At 66.1% G+C, this 14,651-nt stretch carries 13 protein-coding genes; 9 read left to right on the plus strand and 4 right to left on the minus strand.

Features of this window, described 5'->3' with window-relative positions:
* The first annotated feature begins 7 nt into the window (after positions 1-7).
* From VCJ71_RS00300 to VCJ71_RS00315, 4 genes are all read left to right on the plus strand, one after another.
* The gene (locus VCJ71_RS00300; protein WP_324638329.1) at positions 8-952 is read left to right on the plus strand and encodes an alpha-E domain-containing protein; all 945 of its coding nucleotides are present in this window, start codon (positions 8-10) and stop codon (positions 950-952) included.
* A 26-nt stretch (positions 953-978) separates the two neighbouring features.
* The gene (locus VCJ71_RS00305) at positions 979-1,794 is read left to right on the plus strand and encodes a transglutaminase family protein (RefSeq protein WP_324638331.1); all 816 of its coding nucleotides are present in this window, start codon (positions 979-981) and stop codon (positions 1,792-1,794) included.
* A 9-nt stretch (positions 1,795-1,803) separates the two neighbouring features.
* A complete protein-coding gene (locus VCJ71_RS00310; RefSeq protein WP_324638333.1) occupies positions 1,804-2,544 on the plus strand; it encodes a proteasome-type protease in 741 nt (246 codons plus the stop codon).
* Positions 2,545-2,704: 160 nt separating this feature from the next.
* Entirely contained in the window at positions 2,705-3,394 is a 690-nt protein-coding gene (locus VCJ71_RS00315) for a response regulator transcription factor (protein WP_324638334.1), read from the plus strand.
* Here the strand turns inward: VCJ71_RS00315 and VCJ71_RS00320 are convergent.
* Complete coding sequence (locus tag VCJ71_RS00320; protein WP_324638336.1) at positions 3,391-4,065, minus strand: extensin family protein; 675 nt, start codon at positions 4,063-4,065, stop codon at positions 3,391-3,393. The two genes, VCJ71_RS00315 and VCJ71_RS00320, sit on opposite strands and share 4 nt — an antisense overlap.
* Before the next feature lie 149 nt (positions 4,066-4,214).
* Here VCJ71_RS00320 and VCJ71_RS00325 point away from each other — a divergent pair, with 149 nt between their 5' ends.
* The 3 genes from VCJ71_RS00325 (at position 4,215) to VCJ71_RS00335 (ending at position 8,194) form a co-directional block, all read left to right on the plus strand.
* The gene (locus VCJ71_RS00325; protein WP_324638338.1) at positions 4,215-5,366 is read left to right on the plus strand and encodes a phosphoserine transaminase; all 1,152 of its coding nucleotides are present in this window, start codon (positions 4,215-4,217) and stop codon (positions 5,364-5,366) included.
* A gap of 108 nt (positions 5,367-5,474) precedes the next feature.
* Positions 5,475-7,058 (plus strand): phosphoglycerate dehydrogenase, encoded by a 1,584-nt coding sequence (gene serA, locus VCJ71_RS00330; protein ID WP_324638340.1) that lies wholly within the window; start codon positions 5,475-5,477, stop codon positions 7,056-7,058.
* A 26-nt stretch (positions 7,059-7,084) separates the two neighbouring features.
* A complete protein-coding gene (locus tag VCJ71_RS00335; protein WP_324638343.1) occupies positions 7,085-8,194 on the plus strand; it encodes an ATP phosphoribosyltransferase regulatory subunit in 1,110 nt (369 codons plus the stop codon).
* On the opposite strand, the gene VCJ71_RS00340 is transcribed toward VCJ71_RS00335, so the two are convergent.
* From VCJ71_RS00340 to VCJ71_RS00350, 3 genes are all read right to left on the minus strand, one after another.
* A complete protein-coding gene (locus VCJ71_RS00340; protein WP_324638344.1) occupies positions 8,191-9,618 on the minus strand; it encodes a DUF1501 domain-containing protein in 1,428 nt (475 codons plus the stop codon). The two genes, VCJ71_RS00335 and VCJ71_RS00340, sit on opposite strands and share 4 nt — an antisense overlap.
* Positions 9,619-9,629: 11 nt before the next feature.
* Complete coding sequence (locus VCJ71_RS00345; protein ID WP_324638346.1) at positions 9,630-11,471, minus strand: DUF1800 domain-containing protein; 1,842 nt, start codon at positions 11,469-11,471, stop codon at positions 9,630-9,632.
* Positions 11,472-11,622: 151 nt separating this feature from the next.
* The gene (locus tag VCJ71_RS00350; RefSeq protein WP_324638348.1) at positions 11,623-12,441 is read right to left on the minus strand and encodes an aldo/keto reductase; all 819 of its coding nucleotides are present in this window, start codon (positions 12,439-12,441) and stop codon (positions 11,623-11,625) included.
* 123 nt (positions 12,442-12,564) lie between these two features.
* On the opposite strand from VCJ71_RS00350, the gene VCJ71_RS00355 reads away from it, so the two are divergent.
* Together VCJ71_RS00355 and VCJ71_RS00360 are read left to right on the plus strand one after the other, a co-directional pair.
* Positions 12,565-13,854: an adenylosuccinate synthase gene (locus VCJ71_RS00355; protein ID WP_324638350.1), complete on the plus strand. Its 1,290-nt coding sequence runs from the start codon at positions 12,565-12,567 to the stop codon at positions 13,852-13,854.
* A gap of 17 nt (positions 13,855-13,871) precedes the next feature.
* Positions 13,872-14,606 carry a class I SAM-dependent methyltransferase gene (locus VCJ71_RS00360; RefSeq protein WP_324638351.1) on the plus strand — a complete coding sequence of 245 codons (735 nt, stop codon included), beginning with the start codon at positions 13,872-13,874 and terminating at the stop codon, positions 14,604-14,606.
* The last annotated feature ends 45 nt before the right edge of the window (positions 14,607-14,651 follow it).

Genomic DNA, 14,651 nt, shown 5'->3' on the forward strand with positions numbered 1-14,651 from the left:
CAAGCTGATGCTGGGGCGGACCGCCAACGGCCTGTTCTGGATGTTCCGCTATCTCGAGCGGGCGGAGAACACCGCGCGCCTGCTCGATGCGGCGATGCGCATGGCGCTGACCCGTGACGATACGGCGGCGGAGGCGGAGTGGCGCTCCATCGTGGAGACGCTTTCGCTGCGGGAAGTCTACGAATCCGCGCACGAAAGCTACACCGGCGTGCAGGTGTGGAACTTCGTGCTGCGCGAGAAGAACAACCCGCGCAACGTCCTCTCCATGATGCAGAACATGCGCCAGAACGCGCGGCTGGCCCGCAACGCCATCAGCCGGGAGCTGTGGGAAGCGGTCAACGAAAGCTGGATGGAGCTGGAAAAGGCGCTGAAGCGCGCAGTCACGCCCGGCCAGCTGGGCGACGTTCTTGCGACCATCCGCCGAGCGGGCACCCAGGTCCACGGCGCGATGGAAGGCTCCATGCTGCGCGACGAAGGTTACCACTTCGCTCGCGCCGGCACGTTCATCGAACGCGGCGATGCCACCGCGCGCCTGATCGACGTGAAATATTTCCTGCTGCTGCCATCGCTGTCCTATGTCGGCTCCAGCCTCGACACGGGGCAGTGGGACCATATCCTGCGATCCGTCGGCGGGGACCGTTCCTACCGCTGGATCCACGCGGGACGGATCGACGCGCGCGGTATCGTGGAATTCATCATCCTCGACGACCGGTTCCCGCGCGGTCTTGCCTTCTGCCACGCCGAGCTGCGGGATTCGCTGCGCGAACTCGCCCGCATCCATGGGGAGGAATACCGTTCCAACGAGCTCATTCGCTCGGCGGACCAGAAACTTTCAGAGACCACTGTCGACAGCGTGTTCGATCGCGGGCTGCACGAATCGCTGGTCGATTTCATCGCCCGCAACAACGAGCTCGCCGGCGCCATTGCGGAGGATTTCCGCTTCACCGTCTGACTTATCAGGCAGAAACGAACACACCCATGCGCCTATCGATCCGCCACACCACCAGGTACGAATTCGCCCGCCCGGTCGCCCACGGCCTGCAGCGCCTGCGGCTGACCCCCAAGGAAACGCAGGGCCAAAAGATCCTCGACTGGACGATGGAATATTCCGGCGCGCGCGAGGAGCTTTGCTATGAAGACCAGCACGTCAACACGGTGGTGCTGGTGTCGGTGGAAGAGGGCGCGAGCGAGGTTACCGTGACGTGTCACGGGAAGGTCGACACCGAAGACCAGGCCGGAGTCATCGGCTGGCATTCGGGCAGCCTGCCGCTGTGGTCCTTCCTGTCGCAGACGGAACGCAGCCGCCCCGGCGCGAAGATGAACGCGCTGATCGCCGATGTGCGCGCGCAGGACAGCGATCCGATCGAGCGGCTCCACAGCCTGTCCGCGATGATCCGCGACCGGGTGGAATATCGCACCCACACCACCAGCGTGAACACCACGGCGGAAGAAGCGGTGCGCGACGGCAAGGGCGTGTGCCAGGACCACACCCATATCTTCTGCGGCGCGGCCCGCTCTCTCGGCATCCCGGCGCGCTACGTGTCCGGCTACCTGATGATGGACGACCGGATCGAGCAGGAAGCGACCCATGCCTGGGCGGAGGCGCATGTCGACGGCATCGGCTGGCTCGGCTTCGACATTTCCAACGGAATCAGCCCCGATGCACGCTATGTTCGCGTCGCCACCGGGCGCGACTATTCCGAGGCTGCGCCGGTCACCGGCATGAGCTATGGCGCCGGCGAACAGGCGCTCTACGTCGATCTGGCTGTAGAGCAGCAGATCGTGGAACAGTAAGGAAAATCAATGACCTATTGCTGCGGCATGGTGCTCGACAAGGGCCTCGTCCTCATGAGCGACACGCGCACGAATTCCGGCGTCGACAATGTTTCGGTGTTCCGCAAGATGTTCACCTGGGAAGTGCCGGGGGAGCGGATCATCTCGGTGATGACCGCCGGCAACCTTGCCACCACCCAGGCCGTCATCAGCAAGCTGGAGGAGCGCACCAAGGCGCCCGAAGACCGCCACGTATCGCTGCTGGAAGCGCCGACCATGTTCCAGGTCGCGACCGAAATGGGCCAGCTGCTGCGCGAGACGGTGCGCAAGACCCAAAGCGAGAACAACACCAAGTCGCGCTTCACCGCCTCGATGATCCTTGCCGGGCAGATCAAGGGCATGGAGCCGCGCCTCTTCATGGTTTATCCCGAAGGCAATTTCATCGAGGCGAGCAGCGACACGCCGTTCTTCCAGATCGGGGAGACCAAATACGGCCGCCCGATCCTGATCCGCGGCTACGATCGCGCGATGACCATGGAAGATGCGGTCAAGCTGCTGATGGTCAGCTTCGATTCCACTTTGAAGGCCAATCTGTCGGTCGGCATGCCGCTGGACCTGCTGGTGATCGAACGTGACGCGTTCGGGAAGAGCCACGAACAGCGCATCGATTCCCATAACCCCTATTTCACCGCGATTTCGGATGTCTGGGGCGAGAAATTGCGCGACGCATTCCACACCCTGCCGGACTTCAGCTTCGACGGATCGGGATAAGCATTAAAATTCCACTGAACCTGCTTGAGAGTATCATCCGTTCTGGCGGTATCGTACACTTGTACTAGGCTGTAATCCCTACGCTTTCCTACGAGATATATCTCCATTCCCGCGCAAACTACCTATGCATCTCTCCTTAATGTGAGGGCAATGCAGCGGAATGACAGGTCGCCAAACAATCCATATCGTCGACCGGGACGCACGCCAGCGTGCGGGCCTGGCCCACCAGCTCTTCTCGCTCGGCCACCATGCCGAGGTTTACGAGACACTGGCCGAATTACTCTCCAGACCGCCCTCGAGCGGCCTGGTTCTGGCCAGGGACGACCAGGCGCGATCGAACGGTATTCGCGGAGCGGCCTCGATCCTCGCGCAGATGGCAGAAGTTGGCGTATGGCTCCCGCTTGTCGCTACCTCGCTGGAGCGCGATGTCGATGCGGTCCGCGCGGCGATGAAGGCAGGGGCGCTCGACTTCTTCCTCCTTCCGCTGACGACCGGGCAGCTCGAAGAAGCGCTCGGCAGCGTCGAGGTGGAGGCGGAGCGCGCGACCGAACGCCAGCGCCGCATCGTCGAGGCGCGCGATGCGCTCGGCCGGCTGAGCAAGCGCGAAAACGAAGTGCTCAAGTTCCTCGCCGAAGGCTTCAGCAACAAGGAAATCGCCCGCGAACTGGAAATCAGCCCGCGCACGGTGGAAATCCACCGCGCCAACATGATGCTGAAACTATCGGCGCGGCACCCTTCCGATGCGGTGCGCACACGGTTCGAGGCGAGGCTGGACAACGACGGCGCGGCTGGCGCTACCCTGTTCCGCAGAGGCCGCCGGACGCCCCCCGGACCGAGCCCGGCGCACTAGCGGCAGAAACCGCCGCCGCCCTGTTCCAGGTGGAAGTGGTCGCGGTGCGCGGCGTTGTAATTGGGGCCTAGCACGGTCCCGAAGCGGCGACAGGCGCTGTCTTGTACGCGCTGGAGGAAGCGCAATTCCGCCCCGCCACGAGCCCAGCCGTCCTTGACCGTGATCCTGCGCCCGTCGGCAAGGACGAAGGCGGCAACGTCGATCGCCTGCGCTCTGGCATGGGCGCTGCGGCGGGAAGAGCCCGCAACGTTGCGACAGCTGTAGCTGCCGAATGTTTCGATCCGCACCAGCCTGCTACCCAGCATCTGCCGCGCCGCACGGTCGACGCCGTATTGCGCCCACGCGGCAAAATCGCTTGCCAGCGGGCAATAGACGGGGCCGAGATTGGTGACGAACAGCTCCCCGTCGTCCGCCGCCAGCGCGGTCAGGTTGACGCTGTTCACGGCAGAACAGCCGCGCTCGTAATAGGCATCCGTCAGCGGAGTGAAGCGCGCCTTGCGCTGCGACAGGTCGGCCAGGCACATGCGGCTTTCCGGGTTGCGCGCGATGGGCGGCGGCAGCGACCGGGTGTCCCGCGCCGTGCTCGTGCGTTCGGGCGCGCGCGATTCGGGCAGGACGGAGCAGCCGGCAGCCAGGATGGACAGGAGCATCATGAGGGTCAGTCGGGCCATGGCCCGATGGTGCAGCGCATATGGTTAAGATAGGCCTAACGGAACATTGCGCCGTCTCGCTGCTTGACTTCCTGCAGTGCAGCATTAGGCCCGCGAACGGGCCACGCGGTCCCAACGCCGCGCGTGCTCTCTGTGAGGAGAGTTTTGAAATGAACGACACGAATACGCCGCCGGCGCAAAAGCCTGCGCGCCCCTTTTTCTCTTCCGGACCCTGCGCCAAGCCGCCGGGCTGGTCTGCCGACAAGCTGCAAACCGACGTGCTCGGACGGTCGCACCGTTCGGGCCTCGGCAAGGCGCGGCTGCAATATTGCATCGACCTGATCCGCGAAGTGCTGGAAGTCCCCGACAGCCACCGCATCGGCATCGTTCCGGGTTCGGATACCGGCGCTGTCGAGATGGCGATGTGGACGATGCTGGGCGCGCGGCCCGTCACCACGCTGGCATGGGAAAGCTTCGGCTCCGGCTGGGTGACCGATGCGGTCAAGCAGCTGAAGATCGATCCCACGGTGATCGAAGCGCCTTACGGCCAGCTGCCCGACCTTTCGCAGGTCGACTGGTCGAACGACGTCGTCTTCACCTGGAACGGCACCACCAGCGGCGTGCGCGTTCCCGACAGCGAATGGATCGCCGCCGACCGCGAAGGCCTTTCCATCGCCGACGCAACCAGCGCCGTGTTTGCGCAGGACATCGCCTGGGACAAGGTCGATGTGCTGACCTTCAGCTGGCAGAAGGTGCTCGGCGGCGAAGGGGCGCACGGCATCCTGATCCTGGGCCCGCGCGCGGTCGAGCGGCTGGAAAGCTATACGCCCAGCTGGCCGCTTCCCAAGGTGTTCCGCCTGACGAAAGGCGGCGCGCTGATCGAAGGGATTTTCAAGGGCGAGACGATCAACACGCCTTCCATGCTGGCCGTGGAAGACGCGATCTTTGCGCTGGAATGGGGCAAGTCGCTGGGCGGCCTGTCGGCCATGAAAGCCCGCGCCAATGCCAATGCGGCGGCGCTCGATGCAATCGTGCAGGACCGCGAATGGCTCGGCCACCTTGCCGCCGATCCTGCGTCACGTTCCAACACCAGCGTCTGCCTGACGGTAGAGGGCGCGGACGGCGACAGGATCAAGGCCATGGCCAAGCTGCTCGAGCAGCACGAGGCCGCCTTCGACATCGCCGGCTATCGCGATGCCCCGCCGGGCCTGCGCATCTGGTGCGGCGCCACGGTCGACACCGCCGATATCGAGGCGCTCGGCCCGTGGCTCGACTGGGCCTACGCGGCAGTGACGGCTGAAGAGCAGCCGCTCCACTCCTAGTCAGCCTCACCCCGGCCTACGCGCCGGGGTCCCGCTCCCATTCTTCCCCGCACGCGACAAGCGGGACCCCGGATCAAGTCCGGGGTGACGCCTCAAGGATATTACACAATGACCAAACCCAAAGTTCTCATCAGCGACAAGATGGACCCCAACGCGGCGCGCATTTTCGAAGAGCGCGGCTGCGACGTCGATGTCATCACCGGCGAAACGCCCGAGGAACTGAAGGCGCGCATCGCCGATTACGACGGGCTGGCGATCCGGTCTTCCACCAAGGTGACGCCGGAAATCCTCGACGCGGCCGCCAACCTCAAGGTGATCGGCCGCGCCGGCATCGGGGTGGACAATGTCGACATTCCCTATGCCAGTTCGAAGGGCGTGGTGGTGATGAACACGCCGTTCGGCAATTCGATCACCACGGCGGAACACGCCATTGCGATGATCATGGCGCTCGCACGCCAGATCCCGCAGGCGAACGCCCGCACCCAGGCCGGCGAATGGCCGAAGAACGACTTCATGGGCGTGGAAGTCACCGCCAAGACTCTTGGCCTGATCGGCGCGGGCAATATCGGGTCGATCGTCGCCGCGCGCGCGCAGGGCCTGAAGATGAAGGTGATCGCCTTCGACCCGTTCCTGACGCCCGAGCGCGCGATCGAGATCGGGGTGGAGAAGGTCGACCTCGACACGCTGCTGGCGCGGGCGGACTTCATCACGCTGCACACGCCCCTGACGGACGAGACGCGCAATATCCTCTCGGCGGAAAACCTTGCGAAGACCAAGCCGGGCGTGCGCATCGTCAATTGCGCGCGCGGCGGGCTGATCGACGAGGCTGCGCTGGCGGAAAAGCTGGAGAGCGGCCACGTGGCGGGCGCGGCGCTGGACGTGTTCGAAAGCGAACCGGCGAAGGAAAGCCCGCTGTTCGGCCTGCCCAATTTCATCTGCACGCCGCACCTCGGCGCCTCCACCACCGAAGCGCAGGTCAACGTGGCATTGCAGGTGGCCGAACAGATGGCTGATTTCCTGGTCAATGGCGGCGTCACGAACGCGCTCAACATGCCGAGCCTTAGCGCGGAGGAAGCGCCCAAGCTGAAGCCGTACATGAAGCTCGCCGAAAACCTCGGCAGCCTTGTCGGGCAACTTGCGCACGGCAACCTCACGAAGATCAGCATCGAGCGTGAAGGCGCGGCAGCCGAACTGTCCGGCAAGCCTATCGAAGGCGCAGTTCTGGCCGGGCTGATGAAGCAGTATTCGGACACGGTGAACATGGTCAACGCGCCGTTTCTTGCCAAGGAACGCGGGCTCGATGTCCGCTCGGTCCGCCACCAGCGCGAAGGGGCCTACAACACGCTGCTGCGCGTCACCGTGGCGACGGAGCAGGGCGACCGCAGCGTGGCCGGAACGCTATTCGGCAACGAAGCGCCGCGGCTGGTCGAGATTTTCGGCATCGGCATCGAGGCGGAATTGAGCGGCCATATGCTCTACATCGTCAACGACGACGCGCCGGGCTTCATCGGCCGCATCGGGACGCTGCTGGGCGAAGCGGGCATCAACATCGGCACCTTCAACCTCGGCCGGCGGGAAACCGGCGGGGAAGCGGTGCTGCTGCTGAGCGTCGATAGCGCCATCCCGCAGGACGTCATCGACAAGGCCTGCGCGCTGCAGGGCGTCCGCGTGGTGAAGGCACTGGCATTCTGAGCCGGGTCGTCTAACCCGCTGCCGCGATGACCGAAACCAACGACCTCCTGCCCGAAGGGCTCGCCGACCGTTTGCCGGCAGCCGCCGCTGCCACCACCCGCGTGATGCGCGACGCGCTGCGGGTGATGGACAGCCACGGCTACGACCGGGTGATCCCGCCGCTGGCCGAATTCGAACAGTCGCTGGCGACGCGGATGGAAGGCGTGGGGACGGAGCGGATGATCCGCTTCACCGACCCGGCATCGCTGCGGACCATGGCGCTGCGCAGCGACATCACCGTGCAGGTCGGGCGGATCGCCGCGACCCGCATGGCCGATGCGCCGCGCCCGCTGCGCCTGTGCTATTCGGGCGAGGTCGCCACGCTCGACGGGCGCCAGCTAGACCCCAGGCGGCAGAAGCTGCAGCTCGGCGCGGAACTCGTCGGCAGCGACACGGTCGCGGCGGCGAGCGAGATCGTGGCGCTGGCGGTCGAGACGCTGCAGGCGGCGGGCGCCGAGGGGCTTACGGTCGACTTCACGCTCCCCGACCTTGTCGATACGCTGGCGCAGGATGGCCTGCCGCTGCCGGCCGACAGGATCGAGGCCGTGCGGCGCGAGCTCGACACGAAGGATGCCGGCGGCCTGCGCGACGTGGGCGGCGAGGCTTACCTGCCGCTGATCCATGCGGGCGGGCCTTTCGCCGACGCGATCGAGACGCTGGCCGGAATCGATGCGGGCGGGGCGCTTGCCACGCGCATCGCAGGCCTGAAGGAAATCGCCGCGCGGATCGATGGGCAGGCGCGGTTGACGCTCGACCCGTCCGAACGCCACGGCTTCGAATACCAGAGCTGGTTCGGCTTCAGCATCTATGCCGACGGCATGCCCGGCACGCTGGCGCGGGGCGGCACCTACCGGATCCGCGGGCTGGACGAGCCGGCGACCGGGTTCAGCTTCTATCCCGACCGGTTGATCGATGCGCTGGCGGAAGCGGGCGAGGCTGAGCCGGTCGTGTTCCTGCCGCCGGGCCACGACGGCGAAGCGGCTGCCCGCCTGCGCGAAGAAGGCTGGCGCACCCGGGCCGCACTGACCGGGTCTGACGATCCCGCCGCGCTCGGCTGCACCCATGTGCTCGAAGGCGGCGAGGCGAAACCGCTCTAGGCGGCCATGAAGCCCAGGTCCGCGCTGCCGAAGCGCGCGATGTTGGGCGCGACGGTCGGCAATTCGACCGGATCGACCCCGAACCAGTTCGCCAGCGTCGCCGACATCTGGTCCACTGCGACCGCCGGCAGCAACCGCCCGCGTCCGACCTGGTCGTCCGTGTCGACCGAGACGGCAGGCGCCCGCCCGTAATATCGCCCGCCGTTGACCGCGCCGCCGACGATGAAGTGGTGCGATCCCCAGCCGTGGTCGCTGCCGTCGCCGTTGGATGCGAGCGTGCGCCCGAAATCCGATGCCGTGAAGGTGGTGACCTGGTCTGCCACACCCAGCGCGGCCATCTGCCGCTGGAAGGCGTCGAGCGCGTAATCGAGCTGCCCCAGCAGCGCGCCGTGGCGGCCGATCAGCCCGTCGTGCGTGTCATAGCCGCCCATGCCGACCATGAAGACCTGCCGCCGGACACCCAGCTGCGCGCGCGCCGCGATCAGGCGGGCGACGATTTCCAGCTCCCCGGACAGGCGGTTGTTGCCGCTGTCGAAATCCACCGACAGGCTTGCGCCGGAAAGCGCTGCGTTGACGAAGCCCTCCAGTTCGATCGACCGGCGGGTGACGCGGCCATAGTCGGCCTGCAATATGTTGCTGCTGTCGGCGGTGATGAGCTGGCGCAGCGCATCGCTGCCCGCGCTCGAGCCATAGAGCCGCCGCGTGAGGTTCTCGACCGGAATCGCCCCGCCGCCCGCCACGCGGTAAGCCAGCGCATCCTCGCCGTTGAGGAACACGGCATTGCCGGTCGCCGAAATGCACGTGAACATCGAATTGGTGTTCGCCCCCAGCGCCAGGTCGCCGATGCGCCCACCCCAGCCGCTCGGCGCGCCTTCCGGCTTCGCGCTTTGCCAGGTCGATTGCTGGTCGTTGTGGGAGAACAACTTGGCCGGGCGCGGGAAGCGGCGGTGGTCGCTGCTGTCGTATTGCGCGCGGGTGAGCGGTGCGATCAACGGGCCGACATTGAGCAGCGGCGCCATGTCGCCGGCATCGAACAGGCGTTTCAGGCGCGGCAGCTCGGGCGCGAGAGCGTACTGGATGTCGTCGGTCAGCACCTGATCGTCAGGCGTCGCCAGCACCGTCCCGGCAAGTTCCGCTCGCGCCCGCGCGACCCCGCCTCCGGCTTCGCCATTGCCGCCGCGGATCGCGCTGTAGCGCGCGTAGTTCGCGGTATCGAAAGGGATAAGCGTATTGGCGTGGTCGTTCCCGCCATAAAGGAACACGCACACCAGCGCCTTATAGTCGCTGCCCGCGCTGAACGCGGCGGCTTCGCCCATGCCGGCAAGGCCGAGCGCGTAGGACGAGGCGACGCCCATGCCGCCCAACTGGGCGGACCGGCGCATGAAGGCGCGGCGGGTCATGTCGTCGAGTTTGGAGATGAACATCGCCCGCGCTCCTATTTCTGCACCAGGTAATCGGGGGCTGCCATCACCAGGAACACGCCGGTGTGGATGCGGCGCAGCTTGGCTTCCGCAGTGCTCGTGGCAGTGACCTCGTGCGCGTCGAGGGCGGCGCGGATGGTTGTCTTCGCGAAGTCCGACAGCTGGCCCCCGGTCAGCAGCAGGTCGAGGCGGTCGAGCAGCGCACCGGCGTCGTCCGCGATTGCGATTTCGTCAGGGTAGGCGCTTGTCACGTCGCGTAAGGTCCAGTGCGATCCTTCCACCGCACGGCGCAGGTAGTTGATGTACGCCGGCACAGTGGTTTCGTTCACGATCTGGAATTCCGGCGCGACCATGTCGTTGACCGAGGCTTGCGAGCGCGGAGGAATGAAGCCGGGCCGGAAGAAGTTGAAGACGGACGGGGAGCGCAGCGGGCTCTGGCCGAGCCTGTCGCTGTTGGACAGGTCGCGCACTTCCCAGTTGCCGCTGGCCGAGCGGACGCGGAACGTGCGCGCCCATTGCGCCAGCCGCACCATCGGTTCGCGCAGGCGGCCGTGGAACGGGTCGGCCACCTTGTCGAGCGACAGCGCTTCCTCGTCGAGCAGGATGGCCCTGAACACCGCGCCCAGATTGCCGCGCGCGCCGCTGCCGTCATTGTCGAAAACCGCGGCGACGCGGCCGACGTATGCGGGGCTGGGGTTGCTCGTCACCAGCCGCTGGATCATCTGCTTGCCGAAGAAGGGGCCGACATTGGGATGCGCGGTCAGCGCGTCGAGCGCGATACGTAGCGATTCAGCCGCCCCGCTTCCCGCGGGGATCACGGTGCCGAGGAAGCGTTTTTCCTCGCCCGAATGATAGGATTCGCCCCGCGGCCAGCGCCACTTCGACGCATCCGCCGTCATCGACTGGGTCACCCATTCGGGGCGCGGAACGGTCCAGTTCGCGTTGTCGGGATGCGGGAAAGTGCCGACGCCGGTGAAATCGAAATCGTAGCCGGTGAAGACCTTGGCCAGGCCTTCGACATCTTCGTTGGTGTAGGTCTCCAGCGGTTCGCCATCGCTGCCCGTCTTCACCGAACCGTCGGCGTTTAATTCATACAGGCCGATGCTGAACAACTGCATGACTTCGCGCGCGTAGTTCTCGTCCGGCACGCGGCCGCTCGACGGATCCGCCTTGCGATTGCCGCGCGTATTCAGGAAATCGCCCATCGCGGGGCTGAGCGTCACGTCTTCCAAGAGCGCGCGGAAACTGCCGAAGGCGTGCCGGTTGAGCAGGTCCCAGTAATGCGCGATGGCAAAGCTGCGCCAGGCGAAGTCGAGCGAGGAAAAGCCGACCACGAAGAATTCCGACAGGGCCAGCGCAGCGTGTTTGCGCACCTGGCTGCCGCCGGTCATCAGCTGGTTCCACAGCGCATGGTCGCCGGGATCGTGCCGGTTCCACAACTGCCGGTCGTCCACCGCATCGAAGTTACGCGCGCGCAGCCAGTCGATCGCAGTGCGGTCGTTGGGCAGTGCCATCTGGTCGCGCAGCCACGGCTCGAACCCTCGCGATTTCAGGGTGGAGATAGTCCCGTCCGATGCGCCCAGGGCGGCGCGGCCGATGAAGCGTGACGCTTCGCCATCGCTGGCAGGCTTGCGGACCGTGGCGGTGCCACCGGACGTCCCGCCTCCCGGAGAGCCGCTCCCGCCGCCGGAGCTGCCCGATCCGCCGCCACCGCACGCGGCAAGCGTTGCCGCCAGCGCGGGCATTGCCGCAACCTTTGCGATCTTCGTCGATCCGGTGGAGGAAAAGTCGGCTTCGACGCCGCCATCCTCCGCAACCCGTTCGGCAACCGCCGCTGCGGCGCTTTCGTCCCTCATCCGTCCAGTCCCGTCTTCGCCGACCCCCACAGCCGGTGCTCGAAGCCCCGGTGTCAGGTTTCAGGCTGAAGACGGGTTTGCCAAGCGCGGTTAACGCAGCCAACACTCACCGCGCGGCCAGCCGTTCGCGGCGGACGGTGGGTGGATAGGATCAGCCTTCGAAATTGCCGGGTTCGGGTCCAATCCGGCCATCCGCGTCGTCCAGCTCGTCGATCATCGCCATCTGATCGTCCGTCAGTTCGAACGACAGGGCGGAGAAGTTGCTGCGGATGTGATCCGGATTGGTCGAGCGCGGGATGACGCTGAAGCCGTGCTGGATATGCCAGCGGATGATGATCGCTGCGGGATCCTGACCGGTGTCTTCGGCGATGGACTGGATCGCATCGTTGTCCATCGTCGCGCCCTGGCCCAGCGGCGACCAGCTCTGCGTCACGATGCCCATGTCGTTATGGACCAGCCGCATGCCGCGCTGCTGGAAGGTCGGGTGCAGTTCGATCTGGTTGACGGCGGGAACGACTCCCGTCTCGTCTACCAGCCGCTTCAGGTCGTCCTCGCGGAAATTCGACACGCCGATGGACTTCGCGGTGCCTTCGTCGCGCAGCTCGATCATGGCTTTCCACGTGTCGACGAATTCGTTCTTCTGCGGGCAGGGCCAGTGGATCAGCAGCAGGTCGACATGTTCGCGTCCCAGCCGCTTCAGGCTGTTGGCAAAGGCTTTCTTGGTCCGGTCGAACCCCTGGCTCTCGTTCCATATCTTCGTGGTCAGGAAGATGTCGCTCCAGTTGCCGATCCCTTCGCCAACGCCTTCCTCGTTCTTGTAGATGGCGGCGGTGTCCACCAGCCAGTAGCCGGCTTCCAGCGCGGTCTTGACCGCATCGGCGGCATCGTCCTGCTCGATCTGCCAGGTCCCGAAGCCCAGCTGGGGAATCTGGCGGCCGTCGTTGAGGGTCAGGGTGGGTTGGTCGGTCATGGTTTCTCCTTGTGTTTCCCTGCCAACGCGGGCGGCGGCGTTAATATCCGCCGCTCGCCGCTTGCCTCGTCCCGCCCATCGGCCTAGGCCCCGCGCGTTTGCGCGCATTACCGGAAAAGACAGATGGCCAACGTTACCGTGATCGGTGCCCAGTGGGGCGATGAAGGCAAGGGGAAGATCGTCGACTGGCTCGCCAGCCGGGCCGATGCCGTCGTCCGTTTCCAGGGCGGCCACAACGCCGGCCATACGCTGGTGGTGGGCGACCAGACCTACAAGCTGTCCCTGCTGCCCAGCGGCATCGTGACCGGCACGCTCAGCATCGTCGGCAACGGGGTGGTGCTCGATCCGTGGCACCTGAAGGAAGAGGTCGCCAAGCTGGAAGGGCAGGGCGTCGCCATCACGCCCGACAATTTCGCCATTGCCGACAATTGCCCGCTGATCCTGCCGCTCCATCGCGACCTCGACGGCCTGCGCGAAGCGGCCGCGGGCAAGGGCAAGATCGGCACCACCGGGCGCGGCATCGGCCCCGCTTATGAAGACAAGGTCGGCCGGCGCGCGATCCGCGTGTGCGACCTCGCCCACCTCGACAGCCTGGAACCCCAGCTCGACCGCCTTTGCGCCCACCACGACGCGTTGCGCGCCGGGTTCGACGAGGCCCCCGTCGATCGTGCAAAACTGGTCGAGGAATTGCGGGAAGTCGCCGACTTCGTGCTGCAATTCGCACAGCCGGTGTGGAAGCGGCTGAAAAAGGTGCGCAAGGCGGGCGCGCGGATCCTGTTCGAAGGCGCGCAGGGCGTGCTGCTGGATGTCGATCACGGCACCTATCCCTTCGTCACCAGCTCCAACACCGTCAGCGGCACGGCGGCGAGCGGCAGCGGTTTGGGGCCCAACAGCACCGGCTTCGTGCTCGGCATCGTCAAGGCTTACACCACCCGCGTCGGCAGCGGCCCGTTCCCGACCGAGCTCGACGATGCGGACGGCCAGCGCCTGGGCGAAAGGGGCCACGAATTCGGCACCGTCACCGGCCGCCAGCGCCGCTGCGGCTGGTTCGATGCCGTGCTGGTGCGCCAGAGCTGCGCGATCAGCGGCGTGACCGGCATCGCGCTCACCAAGGTGGACGTGCTCGACGGGTTCGAGACGGTCAGGATCTGCACCGGCTATCGGCTGCGCGGCAAGATCATGGACTACTACCCCTCGCACAGCGCCGACCAGGCGGAGGTCGAGCCGATCTACGAAGAGATGGACGGCTGGCAGGAAACCACCGCCGGCGCGCGCAGCTGGGCGGACCTTCCGGCGAACGCGATCAAGTATATCCAGCGTATCCAGGAACTGATCGAAACGCCGGTGGCGCTGGTTTCCACTAGCCCGCAGCGCGACGATACCATTCTCGTGCGCGATCCGTTCGAGGACTGAGCCGGCAGGCGCCGCCCATGACCTCGCGCGAGAAGACCACCTTCATGCCGCGCAGCGACAGGGAAGCGCGGCCGACGCCGGCGGAGCGCGCGCTGGTGGCGGGCTGGGCGACGATCCAGTGGCCCTGGCTGCTCAAGAGCCTGTGGGGCGGGCGCAAGGCGGACAAGGCGGCGCTGCTGGACCGGCTGGGGCTGGCCCAGGACGCCTTGCCGCACCTCGGCAGCTGGAAGGCCGACACGATCTTCCTGAAGCGCATCGTCGACCATATAGAGCAGGCTAAACCCGCGCAGGTGGTGGAGCTCGGTTGCGGCGCGACCAGCCTGATCATCGGCAAGGCGCTGGAACGCTACACCGACGGCGGCCGTGTCGACAGTTACGACCAGCACGGCGAATTCTGCGCCGCGACCGGCGAATGGCTGGCGGCCAACGGGCTCGACCCGCATATCCACCACGCGCCGCTTGCACCTGCCAGCGGTCGCTGGGCCTCCCACTGGTACGACATGGGCGCGGTGCCCGACCGTATCGACATGCTGGTGATCGACGGGCCGGTGTGGACCTTCAACCCCTTCATCCGCGGTTCGGCCGAGCGCCTGTTCGAGCGGATCCCGGTGGGCGGCGTGATCCTGCTCGACGATGGCGCACGGCCCGGGGAGCGGATGGTCGCCAATCGTTGGCGAAAGGCATGGCCGGATTTCCGCTTCGACCTCTTGCCGGGGCCGGCCGGCACGCTGCGGGGTGAGAGGATTTCTTGACATAGTCCCGCTTTGTTCTACGTGTGTTCCCCTAATTGGGGAGAA

The organism is Pseudoblastomonas aquimaris (genome assembly GCF_035481675.1).
Classification (GTDB): Bacteria; Pseudomonadota; Alphaproteobacteria; order Sphingomonadales; family Sphingomonadaceae; genus Alteriqipengyuania_B.

Excerpts from the sequence above, each read along its gene's own strand:
- VCJ71_RS00355 (WP_324638350.1), top strand. The coding sequence starts at position 12,565 with ATGGCCAACGTTACCGTGATCGGTGCCCAGTGGGGCGATGAAGGCAAG.
- VCJ71_RS00310 (WP_324638333.1), top strand. The coding sequence starts at position 1,804 with ATGACCTATTGCTGCGGCATGGTGCTCGACAAGGGCCTCGTCCTCATG.
- VCJ71_RS00325 (WP_324638338.1), top strand. The coding sequence starts at position 4,215 with ATGAACGACACGAATACGCCGCCGGCGCAAAAGCCTGCGCGCCCCTTT.
- VCJ71_RS00345 (WP_324638346.1), bottom strand. The coding sequence starts at position 11,471 with ATGAGGGACGAAAGCGCCGCAGCGGCGGTTGCCGAACGGGTTGCGGAG.
- VCJ71_RS00300 (WP_324638329.1), top strand. The coding sequence starts at position 8 with ATGCTGGGGCGGACCGCCAACGGCCTGTTCTGGATGTTCCGCTATCTC.
- serA (WP_324638340.1), top strand. The coding sequence starts at position 5,475 with ATGACCAAACCCAAAGTTCTCATCAGCGACAAGATGGACCCCAACGCG.
- VCJ71_RS00335 (WP_324638343.1), top strand. The coding sequence starts at position 7,085 with ATGACCGAAACCAACGACCTCCTGCCCGAAGGGCTCGCCGACCGTTTG.
- VCJ71_RS00305 (WP_324638331.1), top strand. The coding sequence starts at position 979 with ATGCGCCTATCGATCCGCCACACCACCAGGTACGAATTCGCCCGCCCG.
- VCJ71_RS00320 (WP_324638336.1), bottom strand. The coding sequence starts at position 4,065 with ATGGCCCGACTGACCCTCATGATGCTCCTGTCCATCCTGGCTGCCGGC.
- VCJ71_RS00350 (WP_324638348.1), bottom strand. The coding sequence starts at position 12,441 with ATGACCGACCAACCCACCCTGACCCTCAACGACGGCCGCCAGATTCCC.
- VCJ71_RS00360 (WP_324638351.1), top strand. The coding sequence starts at position 13,872 with ATGACCTCGCGCGAGAAGACCACCTTCATGCCGCGCAGCGACAGGGAA.
- VCJ71_RS00340 (WP_324638344.1), bottom strand. The coding sequence starts at position 9,618 with ATGTTCATCTCCAAACTCGACGACATGACCCGCCGCGCCTTCATGCGC.
- VCJ71_RS00315 (WP_324638334.1), top strand. The coding sequence starts at position 2,705 with ATGACAGGTCGCCAAACAATCCATATCGTCGACCGGGACGCACGCCAG.